Genomic DNA, 11,906 nt, shown 5'->3' on the forward strand with positions numbered 1-11,906 from the left:
GGCGGCACTGAACGAGTTCGACCAGCTCTTCGACGGCCGCCTTACCGCCGGACGGGTATAGGCCAGTCGGACCATCCCAAAACCACTAGGCCAAAGGGCCTAAAAACACCTAAATCATGATAGACCCGGGCCGAACTGGGACTGGGCGCACTATATGAGACTGGTCAACCGCGCCTGAGTGGCTGGTGGTTGAGGTGCGGAAAGTGGCGCGGGTTATGACGGCTCGTGCCGGACGTGGTCGCAACGCTTGTCCGCGTCCGCCACCGGAGTGACGATGTCCCCAGCCGCGTCGCGGCCGCATCGCTCTCCGGGGAGGCCGAATTGACCGATCCATGGGTGGCCCTGGAACCGGGTGCCGACCCCGACATGCGGATGCGGGTGCTGCGCCGCGCACACGAGACGTTCACGGAGGCGGGCACGATGCCGCGGCCGGTGCGTTCGGTGGTGGCCGACTCGTGGCGGCGTTCGGCGCGGGCCGGGGTCGGACCGGACGGCACCGCTCGTGTGGAGCTCACCGACGGAGATCTGGGGTCCTATCGGGCGGAGCACCCGCTGGCCCGGGTGATGCCGCTGTTCCGGGAGCTCATGGGTACGTTCGCGGCAGACGGCGAGCATCTTCTCGCGGTGTGCGACACGCAGGGCAGGCTGCTGTGGGTCGAGGGCCATCCTGGGACGCGGCAGAAGGCGGACGGGATGAACTTCGTACCAGGCGCACGATGGGCGGAGTCGGCGGTCGGTACGAACGCTCCGGGCACCGCGGTAGCGCTCGACCGGCCGGTGCAGGTCTTCGCTGCGGAGCACTTCATGCGGCGCGTGCAGCCATGGACGTGCGCGGCGGCTCCCGTGCACGATCCGCGCACCGGACGGCTGCTCGGCGCAGTCGACATCACCGGTGGGGACGGGCTCGCGCACCCGCACAGCCTGGGTTTCGTGCAGGCCGTGGCGCGCGCCGCCGAGTCCCAACTGGCGCTGCTCACTCCGTCCCGGGCCACCACGGACACCCTCGAACTGACCGCGCTTGGCCGGGACGAGGCGCTGATCGTGGCGGGCGGCCGCAAGCTGCGCCTGAGCCGCAGGCACAGCGAGATTCTGGTGCTGCTGTCCCGGCACCCGGAGGGGCTGACCGGCGACGAGTTGCTGTGCGCGCTGTACGAGGACGAGTCGGTACCGCCGGTGACGTTGCGCGCGGAGCTGGCGCGCTTGCGCCGTTTCCTCGGGGCCGGGGTGCTCGGTTCGCGGCCGTACCGGCTCGCGGTTCCGGTCGAGTCCGACGTCGCTGTGGTGGAGCGCAAGCTCGGCGCCGGCGCGGTCACGGCGGCGGTGGCGGCGTACGCGGGTCCCTTGCTGCCCGGTTCACAGGCCCCGGCAGTGGTGCGGCTGCGCCGCCGGCTCGCCGACGGGCTCCGCGCCGCGCTCGTCTCCAGCCACGACCCCGACCTGCTGGCGGAGTGGGCTCAGGCGCCGTGGGGGGAGGACGACCTCGACGTATGGCGGGCACTCGGCGCGGTACGGCCGACGGCTCCTGTACGGGCCCGCCTGGAGGAGTTGGAGGCTGAACAGGCCGCATCCCCCGGGTGGGCACCACGCTGACGGACACCGACACGGCGCCGCACCGACCGCCACGTCACCAGGCCAACAGGCCAACAGGCCAACAGACCAACCCAATGTCACCCGGCCGCCAGGCCGCCAGGCCAACGCCACCACGTCGACGCCAACGGCCAACCCCCACGCACCGCCGCCACCCAAGAGGCCCGAACGCCCACACCACCCGAAAGCCGCACCCGTGCCGCGCCTCGCCCACTCACGCAACGTACCTGCAACCTCGCCGCCCCTACCCTCGCGCCGAGAGCCGTCCAACGGCGGGCGGTCCTTTCCTGGGAGGCAGAGCACATGACTCGTTACGCGGCGCCCGGCACCGACGGCGCGATCGTCTCCTACCAGGCGCGTTACGACCACTTCATCGGCGGTGAGTACGTGCCGCCGGCGCGCGGGCAGTACTTCGAGAACCCGAGTCCGGTGAACGGGCAGCCGTTCACGGAGATCGCGCGGGGCACGGCGGACGACGTGGAGCGCGCGCTGGACGCGGCGCACGCGGCCGCACCCGCCTGGGGCCGTACCTCGGTGACCGCGCGCGCCGACGTCCTCCTCAAGATCGCCGACCGGATGGAGGCGAACCTGGAGAAGCTGGCGGTAGCGGAGAGCTGGGAGAACGGCAAGCCGGTACGCGAGACGCTGGCCGCCGACATCCCCCTCGCCATCGACCACTTCCGCTACTTCGCGGGGGCGATCCGCGCCCAGGAGGGCTCGCTCGGCGAGCTCGACGACGACACGGTGGCGTACCACTTCCACGAGCCGCTGGGCGTCGTCGCACAGATCATCCCGTGGAACTTCCCGATCCTGATGGCGGTGTGGAAGCTGGCCCCGGCGCTCGCGGCGGGCAACGCCGTCGTCATCAAGCCCGCCGAGCAGACCCCGGCGTCCATCCACTACTGGATGAGCCTGATCGCGGATCTGCTGCCGCCGGGCGTCGTGAACATCGTCAACGGCTTCGGGGTCGAGGCGGGCAAGCCGCTCGCGTCCAGCGCGCGCGTGGCGAAGGTCGCCTTCACGGGCGAGACCACGACGGGCCGGTTGATCATGCAGTACGCCTCCGAGAACATCAAACCGGTCACCCTGGAACTCGGTGGCAAGTCCCCGAACATCTTCTTCGACGACGTATGGGCGCTGGACGACGACTTCCGGGACAAGGCGCTGGAAGGCTTCACGATGTTCGCGCTGAACCAGGGCGAGGTGTGCACCTGTCCGTCCCGGGCGCTCGTCCAGCAGGGCCACTACAGCGAGTTCCTCGACGCGGCGGTCGCCCGCACCGAGCAGATCAAGCCCGGCCATCCCCTCGACACCGAGACGATGATCGGCGCCCAGGCCTCCAACGACCAGCTGGAGAAAATCCTTTCCTATCTGGACATCGGCCAGCAGGAGGGCGCAAAAGTCCTGACGGGCGGTCATCGCATCGAGTACGACGGGGAGTTGGCCGGTGGCTACTACGTCCAGCCGACGATCTTCCAGGGGGACAACCGGATGCGGATCTTCCAGGAGGAGATCTTCGGTCCCGTCGTCTCGGTCACGTCGTTCGCGGACTTCGACGACGCCATCAAGATCGCTAACGACACGTTGTACGGGCTCGGGGCCGGCGTGTGGACGCGGGACATCAACACGGCGTATCGCGCGGGCCGTTCGATTCAGGCCGGTCGCGTGTGGACGAACTGCTACCACGCGTACCCGGCGCATGCGGCGTTCGGCGGCTACAAGCAGTCCGGCATCGGCCGGGAGAACCACAAAATGATGCTGGAGCACTACCAGCAGACGAAGAACCTTCTGGTGTCGTATTCGCCGAGGAAGCTGGGCTTCTTCTAGAGGCACGAAAAAAGGCGCCTGACCTGGGCTTTTGCCCGTCAGGCGCCTTCCTCTCGACCCGTCCGGGGCAAGGACCGACTTACGTCATAACTCCCACTTCCTCCCACCGCTGTCCCGCTCCTGACCAGTACTTCCGGACCAGTCACGGACCAAACCCCGACTCACCCTTCAGACTCCGCGCCCTGGCTGACGCGGTCCCACTCCTGCATGGACTGCTCGATGAGGCGGTTGGCCTGTTCTCGGACGCCGTCCAGGAACTTGGCGTAGTGGCGGAAGAGGACCTCAATGCTTTGACCCGCGCGACGAGCGCACTCGGCGGGGTCCACACCGGAGTACAGCCAGAACGAGATCCCGGCGTGCCGGAGATCGTAGGGCCGCTTTGCCAGCTTGGAGGCGAGTTCTGCACGGGTCAGCACGTACTTCCGTGCCCGCGCCCACGTTGTGCCGTACGCAGCTGCGTCCACGTAGTTGCCGGCCTGGTTCCGGAACAGTCGGCCGTCCGGCGCCACACCGAAGCGGTCGATGTGTGCGCGGAGCATGCGTACGAACTGCGGCGGGATGGGCACAGGCCGGGTCGCGGTAGCCGCGCGGCGCTTGAGGGAGTGCACCTCGTGCACCGAACCGCCGTCCGTCCACTCTTTGCCTGACGTGACTACGCCACCCGACAGGTTGAGCATCCCCCAGCCGGTCTCGATGGTGTCCCTCGTCGTGGTGTATGCGATCAACTGGCGGGCTTGTTCGGTGTGTTGGGTAGTGCGGGGGCGCTTTCGGGGAGTTCACGGTAGAGCTCGTCCATGCTGCCTTCGGGGAGGTAGCGGCGGGGGAAGGCGATCCATTCGTCGTGCATCTCGAAGAGCACGGCGGTGACCAGCCGCAGCAGGGCGTCGTCGTTGGGGAAGACCTGGACGACGTCGGTGCGGCGCTTGATCTCCCGGTTGATTCGCTCCAGCGGGTTCGTGGACTGGATCTTCTTCCAGTGCCGGGGCGGGAAGTCCGCGAACGCGGTCAGGTCCTCCTTCGCCTCCAGGAGCATGGCCCTGACCTTGGGAAACTGCTGGCCAAGCATGTCGGCGACGGTGTCCAGCTGGGTGCGCACGAGATCGGCGGTGGGCTGGGTGAAGATGGTGCGGATGGTCGCGGCGACCATCTCGCCGGACTCCTTGTCGATCACGCTGAAGACGTTGCGCAGGAAGTGAACGCGACAACGCTGCCAGGCGGCACCGATCATGACCTTGTGGACCGCGGCGACCAGGCCGGAGTGCTGGTCGGTGATGACCAGACGGACGCCGCTGAGGCCGCGCTCGCGCAGGGAGCGCAGGAACTCTTTCCAGAACGCCTCGCTCTCGCTGTCGCCGACCATCAGGCCGAGGACCTCGCGGCCTCCGTCCTCGGTGATACCGGTGGCGACCACCACGGCCTGGGAGACGATCTGGTGGTTCACCCGCGCTTTGCAGTAGGTCGCGTCCAGGTAGACATAGGGGAAGCGGACATGATCCAGGGGGCGGGTGCGGAACGCGGTCAGCGGCTCGTCCAGCGCCGCGCAGATCCGCGAGACCTCCGACTTCGAGATGCCGCTGTCCCCGCCGAGGGCTTTGACCAGGTCATCCACGCTGCGAGTGGAAACACCGTGCACGTACGCCTCCATGATCACGGCATAGAGGGCCTGGTCGATGCGGCGCCGGCGTTCCAGCAGCGACGGGAAGAAGCTGCCGGTGCGGACCTTGGGGATCTCCAGGTCCAGATCGCCGGCCAGCGTGGTCAGCACCTTCTCCCGGTGCCCGTTGCGGACGTTGGTCCGCGTCGGTGTGTGCTCGTTCCACTCCGCGCCGATGCGGGCACTCGCCTCGGCCTCGATCAGCTCCTGCACCATCCGCTCGGCGATGGCGCGAATGAGCTCGATTCCGTCGGTCGAGCGTAGTGACTCAAGGAGCCGTATCAGTTCAGACTGGGACAGGGCCATCGTGCACTCCTCATGCTTGAACTGGCTGTTCACCAAGGAGAGTTACGCGGTGGCCCACCTCCTGTTCAGGGAGCGGTACCCATCCGTGGAAGTGCGCCCCGGGCAGACGCCCGCGCACTCCCAGCCGCTGATCCCGTACACCACGACGAGGGACACCATCAGAACTTCGGTGCCCCGCCGCCCAAGGTCGCCTGGGCAGGGTGCAAGGGATCCGTCTTCGGTGTGAGCAGCTTCCCCGTCAAGCCACAGCACCAGGTTGTCACCGGCGTCGTCCAACGCAGTGATGCCCGCGGACGACTGCTGGGTTTTCCCACCGCCAACCTCCCCATGACGACCAGCGCTCGCCTCGACGGCGTCTGGTCCGCCGTAGTTGTCACGGAGGATGACGCCCGACACTGGCCCGCTGCGGTCTCCATCGGACGGAGAACCACCTTCTACGGCCGCCATGGCCAACTACTCCTCGAAGCCCATCTCCTCGACGTGGAGATCGAGCTGTACGACCGGGAAATATCGGTCCATCTTGTGAGCCGCCTCCGCCCGCAACGCCGGTTTCGTGACGTCGAGGACCTTGTGGGGCAGTTGGCGAGAGACACTGAGGATGTCCGCAACTGGGCGGCATCGATCGCACTGGAAGCGGGCGCACAATGACCCGGCGGCCGCCGCCTCGGTGGGCCATTCTGCGCGTAGCGGCCGCTGTGGAGGCGCAGCGTCGCGCCGGGCGCGCACGGATCGACGTCGGTGTGCTCGCACGGCGAGTCGGACTCAGCCGAAGCATGACGTCGGCTTGCCTCTTCGCGGCATCCTCAGGGCGCTCCACGCCAGCCTCCCCGCGCCGTGCGGTCGGCGTGCCGAAGCCGAGCTGACGACGCTTTTCGGGTCGGGAACGGGGCTCGGGGACGGTCGACAGACGAGCCAGGGCAAGGCCGCGCTCATCACGGGAGTCGAGCATGCCCGCCTGTTCAACGACGAAGGCGCGAAGGCGATCCTCATGAACCTCGGTCTTCGATCACCGCACTGATGAACAACGCCGGGCTCTCCGTGTCGAACGCCTCGCACCAGGCCGATGGCAACCCGCGCCGCCGCACCGCTCCACCGCCGCTACCCGGACCTGTCGACCATGACACCGAGATGATCTCCAGCGCCGCACATCCTGTCCGAGCTACGCAGAGACGAGTACGCGCACAGGTGGCGCGATTTCCCGCTCTGATGGCGCACTTGACCGTGACGATGTGCCCCCGGGTCAGACCTACCGTCGTGCCTCGACAGGGGTCAGGCGTGGCCGTCGACCCCGTCCTCCCTGCCAGGACGCACTACGACGAAGTGAGAGAACGATGACTGCTGTCGCACCCCCGGAGACGAAGCTCGACCACACCGTCGAGCGCGACAAGCGCCCCATCCTCGACGGTCCGAACAAGTTCAAGGTCGCGATCTTCGGCGCGAACGTGTCCACCGGTCAGGGTGGTCTGAGCTTCGCCGACGACATGATCAAGCTTGGTGGCTGGGACGAGATCAAGGGCCTCGCGCAGAAGGCCGACGGCTACGGCGTCGACGCGTTCGTCCCGATCGCCCGCTGGCAGGGCCTGTCCGGCCCGGACCGCCCCTGGGGCCGCCAGTTCGAGACGTTCACCTGGGCGGCCGGCCTGGCCGAGGCCACGGAGAACATCGGCATCTTCACCACCTGCCACGTTCCGTTCTTCCACCCGCTGATGGCCGCCAAGATGGCCGCCACGGTCGACCACATCAGCGGTGGCCGCTTCGGCCTGAACGCGACCGCCGGGTACTTCGAGCCGGAGTTCCGGATGTTCGGCGTGGACCTGCCCCCGCACGACGAGCGCTACGAGGTCGCCGAGGAGTGGATGACCGTTGTCGAGCGTCTGTGGAAGACCGAGGGCGACGTCTACGAGTTCGACTTCCAGGGCAAGTACTACAACCTGGGGGGCGCGCAGTCCTACCCCCAGCCGGTCCAGACACCCGGCCCCCTGGTGATGAGCGCGGGCGCCAGCCGGGCCGGCCAGCGGTTCGCGTTCAACCACGCCAACATCCTCTTCGCGCAGATCCCCAGCGTGGACGCCGCGAAGCCGATCGTGAGCAAGCTGCGCGCCAACGCCGACGCGGCCGGCCGCGAGGACCTGGCGCTGTGGGCGGGCGTCCACATCGTGTGCAAGGACACCGAGAAGGAAGCCTGGGACTACGTCCGCTACGTCGAGGACAAGGGCGACTGGGAGAGCGCCGTGCGCTACCAGCAGATCTGCATGACGGGCGACGCCCGCAGCATGGACTGGGACGTCTACAAGCAGAACAACGACCCCCGCCAGGACGAGTCCGTCCGCATCTTCCTGCGCGCCGGCCTGACCCCGCTGGTCGGCACCCCCGAGATGATCGCCGACGGTCTGCAAAAGCTCTACGACGCCGGCATCACGGGCATCTGCACCGGGATGGTCGATTACGACGAGGGCCTGGACCGCATGGACCAGCAGATCTTCCCCTTGATGCGGGAGATCGGCCTGCGCGCCTGACAGTCCACCCCTGGCCGGGCGCCGAGGCGCCCGGCCGCGGCTCCCCTTCCCTGTTCGCAAAGGAGCGCAGAGACATGATCACGTTCCCCGACCCCAAGAAGTTCCGCCTGGTCGTCGCCGGTCAGAACGAGGCGGGCGAGGCAGACTTCCTCACCCCGGGCCCTGCCGCCGAGTTCGACTTCCCCGGCGTGTCCGCCGGCGCCTTCTACTGGGCCGTCGAGGGTGGCCACAGCAAGACGTCCTTCGGGGCGCCGCCCGCCAAGGTTTCCCTGGCCGGGCCGAACGGGTCCACGTTCGGCGTCAGCAGCTTCCCGGCTCACTCGTCGGGCGAGGTCGACGCCTCGACCCTCGACCCTCGACCCTCGACCCTCGACCCTCGACCCTCGACCCTCGACCCTCGACCCTCGACCCTCGACGAGAGCATGTCCGCGACCGAGGACGACGGCGACGCCGGGATGCACGCCAGCGACACCATCGACTACGAGGTCGTCATCTCCGGCAAGGTCGACCTGGTGCTCCCGGGCGGCAAGAAGCGCACCCTAGTGCCCGGCGACCTGCTCGTCATGGCCAGCGTGCCCCACGCCTGGAAGAACCCCTACGACGAGGACTGCGTGTACATCGTCGTCACCGTCGGCTTCAACACCGCCGAGAGGGCCGCAGCATGAGCCTGACCTCTCCCGGCAAGGCGCTGCGCGCGGTCTTCGAGAGCGAGAAGACCGAGCTGCTGCCGCTCGGCTCGGTCCCGATCCACGCCCAGATGGCGCAGCACGCGGGCTTCGGCGCGTTCCAGCTCTCCGGCGGCGCGTCGGCCTGGTGGCAGGGCATCTCCGACGTCGGCTGGCTCACCATGACCGAGGTCGTCGACCTCGCGCGCCGCACGGTACGCGCTGCCGACATCCCGATCTACTGCGACGGCGACACCGGCTACGGTGCGCCCCTCAACGTGCAGCGCACGGTGCTCGAGTTCATCGACGCCGGTGTCGCGGGCATCCACATCGAGGACCAGCGCGAGCCGAAGAAGTCGGGCGGTGTCGCCGGCGTCGAGCTCGTCTCCGACGCCGAGGCGATCGGCCGGCTGAACTCCGCGTGCGACGCGCGTGACAAGCGCGACGAGGACTTCGTCATCGTCGCGCGCACCGACGGGTACGGGTCGGCCGGCGGCGGCCTCGAGGAGGCGATCCGCCGTGCCCAGCTCTACAAGGCCGAGACCGGCGCCGACGTCATCTTCTACGAGGGTTTCCACACGTGGGAGCAGGCTGAGATCGCCCTCAAGGAGACGCCTGGCCCCGCGTACGTCGTCGGTGTCCCGCTGATCGGGACCAGGACGGTCGCCGAGATGACGGCGATGAGGCAGGCGGTGCAGTCGCTGCCCGTCTTCCTGCCCGGGGTCCGCGAGGTCTACCACTTCATGGTCGACGCCATCGAGAGCGGCGAGGCGACGGGCTTCCCCGAGTACTTCCGGAAGGTGACCGGCGACGCCGGGACGAAGTACGACATCGGCTGGGGTGCCATGTTCGGCCGCCCCTCCTCCGAGGAGGTGCGTCGCGTCGAGGAGAAATTCCTCCCGAAGGACGCGCAGCGCGACTACGACAGCAGCGCGCACGCAGGAGAGACGTACTGACGATCCACCCCGTGGGCTGCCGGGGCCGCACCGGCTCCTCGCAACCCACGGATCGCGCGACCGGGGCCCCTGTCTCCGGTTGGGCGGACCCTGGCGGCGCCCACCGCGTCGCCGCAGCCGATCTGACAAAGGAGTCTGATTCATGGCGAGCTCGATGAAGGGCAAGGCCGGTCTGGTGACCGCCGCGGGATCTGGGATCGGGCAGGCGGCCGCGATCGCCCTGTCGCAGGCCGGCGCCTGCGTGATGGTCTCGGACATCGATGAGACGGCCGGTGCCGAGACGGTCGCGAAGATCGAGAAGGAGGGCGGCACCGCGGCGTTCCTGCGCTGCGACGTCAGCGACGAGGCGCAGGTCGAGGCACTCGTCGGCGCGACGGTGTCCGCCTTCGGGAATCTGGACTTCGCGTTCAACAACGCGGGCACCAACGGTGTCTTCGCGCGGATCGGCGACATGGACAGCGCGGTCTGGGACCGCGTGATGAAGGTCAGCCTCTACAGCCTCTTCTACTGCCTGAAGCACGAGGTGCGCGCGATGGAGAAGAGCGGGGGCGGGGCGATCGTCAACACCGCCTCCGGCGCCGGGCTGATCGGCATCGCCCACAACGCGCCCTACACCGCGGCCAAGTTCGGTGTGGTCGGCATGACCCGGAACGTCGCCATGGACTACGCGCCCAAGGGCATCCGGGTCAACGCACTGGCCCCCGGCTCCACCGCCACCCCGATGATGATGAACGCCTTTGAGCAGAACCCCGGCGAGGAGTTCAGGAACAGCATCCTGGCGGGCATCCCGATGGGGGTGCTGGCCGAGCCGGAGGACCAAGCCGACGCCGTCGTGTGGCTCTGCTCCGACCAGGCGCGGATGGTCACGGGCGTGACGCTGCCGGTCGACGGCGGCTACCTCGCGGGCAAGTAGACGGCCCGCTGCGGGGCCGCAGGAGCGGCCCCGCCCAGACACAGCAGAACTCCTCAGGAGCAGCAGGGACATGACTGCACGGAACCTCGACTTTGGCGGCCGAGTCGCGCTCGTCACCGGCGCCGGCCAGGGCATGGGTCGCGCGCACGCCAAGATGCTCGCCTCGCGCGGCGCGCGCGTCGTCGTGAACGACCTCAATGCGGACAACGCAACATCGGCCGTCGCCGAGATCACCGCTGACGGCGGAACCGCCGTGGTCGACACCAACAACGTCGTCACCGGCGCGGAGGCCATCGTGCAGACCGCGATCGACGCCTACGGCCGGCTCGACGTCGTCGTGAACAACGCGGGCATCAACGCGTTCGGCGCGTTCTGGGAGATGGACCGGGACACTTGGTGGCGCGTCTTCGACGTCACGGTCAAGGGCGTCGTCGAGGTGTCGCGCACCGCGATGCCGCACCTCATCGCCTCGGGCACGGGGCGCCTGATCAACATCTCCTCCAACGGCCTCATGGGTGTCCCGCTCGACTCGGCCTACTCCGCGGCCAAGGCCGCGGTGTGGGGCCTGAGCATCGGTCTCGCGGCCGAGGCGCGCGAGGTCGGCGTGCAGGTCACGACGCTCATGCCCGTGGCCTGGACACCCATGACGCAGGACGCGTTCCCGAACCCCGTGGTGCAGGCGGCCATGAAGGAGAACGTCCCGCCGGAGGCGGTGTCGGCCTTCGTGACCTACCTCGCCCACCAGGACACCACGACGTACGCCGACACGTTCGAGATCGCGGGTGTCACGGCGGGCCGTGTGGCCATCGCGGGCATGGAGCGCGTCGATGCTGCGGCGGCCACGCCCGAGGCGTGGGTTGTGCAGGCCGAGGCCCTGACGAAGGACGGCGAGATGCGCGTGTTCCACAACGCGAGCGAGTCGTTCCGCGACCAGATGGTGCACCTCGCTCCCGAGTTGGACTCGGTGCTGCCCCAGGACGCCGCGAACGTGGAGAGGGTGTGAGCCCGGTGACCGTCGTAGATCAGGAGGCCGGATCGGTGAGCAAGGTCCGCGAGATCGTCGGGGACCCCCGAGCCGTGCGCGAGGCGTTCGCACAGTTCCCGTCCGGCGTGGCCGTGCTCGCGGCCGACGTCGACGGCGAGAAGCACGCGCTCGTGGCGTCCTCGTTCATGGTCGGCGTCTCCCTGGAGCCGTGCCTCGGCGCGGTCGCGGTGCAGAAGTCGTCCGAGACCTGGGACCGGATCAAGCAGGCGGGCACGCTCGGCGTCTCCGTCTTCGGCAAGGGGCAGGGCCACCTGACCCGCAAGCTGGCCGGCAGGGACCGTGCGGCGCGCTTCGACGAGGTCCCGATAGAGGTCGGGGCCGGAGGTGCCGTCTTCCTCGATGACGCGGCGCTGTGGCTCGAGTGCTCGATCCACGACGTCACCGAGGCCGGTGACCACTGGATGGCGCTGCTCGAGGTCAACAAGCTCGGGGTCGGC

The 11,906-nt window shown here is 68.6% G+C and carries 11 protein-coding genes; 9 read left to right on the forward strand and 2 right to left on the reverse strand.

Annotated elements, in window-relative coordinates; all coding sequences use genetic code 11:
• The first annotated feature begins 321 nt into the window (after nt 1-321).
• Together ACTWQR_RS54090 and exaC are read left to right on the forward strand one after the other, a co-directional pair.
• Nucleotides 322-1,590: a GAF domain-containing protein gene (locus ACTWQR_RS54090; RefSeq protein WP_443234730.1), complete on the forward strand. Its 1,269-nt coding sequence runs from the start codon at nt 322-324 to the stop codon at nt 1,588-1,590.
• 300 nt (nt 1,591-1,890) lie between these two features.
• Complete coding sequence (exaC, locus tag ACTWQR_RS54095) at nt 1,891-3,414, forward strand: acetaldehyde dehydrogenase ExaC (RefSeq protein ID WP_443234731.1); 1,524 nt, start codon at nt 1,891-1,893, stop codon at nt 3,412-3,414.
• 161 nt (nt 3,415-3,575) lie between these two features.
• Here exaC and ACTWQR_RS54100 read toward each other — a convergent pair whose 3' ends face one another.
• The gene (locus ACTWQR_RS54100) at nt 3,576-4,139 is read right to left on the reverse strand and encodes a hypothetical protein (protein WP_443234732.1); all 564 of its coding nucleotides are present in this window, start codon (nt 4,137-4,139) and stop codon (nt 3,576-3,578) included.
• Nucleotides 4,136-5,374, reverse strand: a complete 1,239-nt coding sequence (locus ACTWQR_RS54105) for an IS256 family transposase (RefSeq protein WP_443234733.1) — start codon at nt 5,372-5,374, stop codon at nt 4,136-4,138. Before ACTWQR_RS54105 ends, ACTWQR_RS54100 begins: the two co-directional genes overlap by 4 nt.
• Nucleotides 5,375-5,596: 222 nt before the next feature.
• Here ACTWQR_RS54105 and ACTWQR_RS54110 point away from each other — a divergent pair, with 222 nt between their 5' ends.
• The 7 genes from ACTWQR_RS54110 to ACTWQR_RS54140 form a co-directional block, all read left to right on the forward strand.
• Nucleotides 5,597-6,022, forward strand: a complete 426-nt coding sequence (locus tag ACTWQR_RS54110) for a riboflavin kinase (protein ID WP_443234734.1) — start codon at nt 5,597-5,599, stop codon at nt 6,020-6,022.
• A gap of 683 nt (nt 6,023-6,705) precedes the next feature.
• The gene (locus tag ACTWQR_RS54115; RefSeq protein ID WP_443234735.1) at nt 6,706-7,890 is read left to right on the forward strand and encodes an LLM class flavin-dependent oxidoreductase; all 1,185 of its coding nucleotides are present in this window, start codon (nt 6,706-6,708) and stop codon (nt 7,888-7,890) included.
• 74 nt (nt 7,891-7,964) lie between these two features.
• A complete protein-coding gene (locus tag ACTWQR_RS54120; RefSeq protein ID WP_443234736.1) occupies nt 7,965-8,555 on the forward strand; it encodes a cupin domain-containing protein in 591 nt (196 codons plus the stop codon).
• Nucleotides 8,552-9,511, forward strand: a complete 960-nt coding sequence (locus ACTWQR_RS54125; protein WP_443234737.1) for an isocitrate lyase/PEP mutase family protein — start codon at nt 8,552-8,554, stop codon at nt 9,509-9,511. Before ACTWQR_RS54120 ends, ACTWQR_RS54125 begins: the two co-directional genes overlap by 4 nt.
• Nucleotides 9,512-9,653: 142 nt before the next feature.
• Complete coding sequence (locus tag ACTWQR_RS54130) at nt 9,654-10,424, forward strand: SDR family NAD(P)-dependent oxidoreductase (protein ID WP_443234738.1); 771 nt, start codon at nt 9,654-9,656, stop codon at nt 10,422-10,424.
• A 70-nt stretch (nt 10,425-10,494) separates the two neighbouring features.
• Entirely contained in the window at nt 10,495-11,427 is a 933-nt protein-coding gene (locus tag ACTWQR_RS54135; protein ID WP_443234739.1) for an SDR family NAD(P)-dependent oxidoreductase, read from the forward strand.
• 5 nt (nt 11,428-11,432) lie between these two features.
• The coding region (locus ACTWQR_RS54140; RefSeq protein WP_443234740.1) for a flavin reductase family protein at nt 11,433-11,906 on the forward strand (474 nt) is incomplete at its 3' end.

Origin of the sequence: Streptomyces sp. 2A115 (assembly GCF_052245575.1) — a bacterium.
GTDB lineage: Bacteria > Actinomycetota > Actinomycetes > Streptomycetales > Streptomycetaceae > Streptomyces.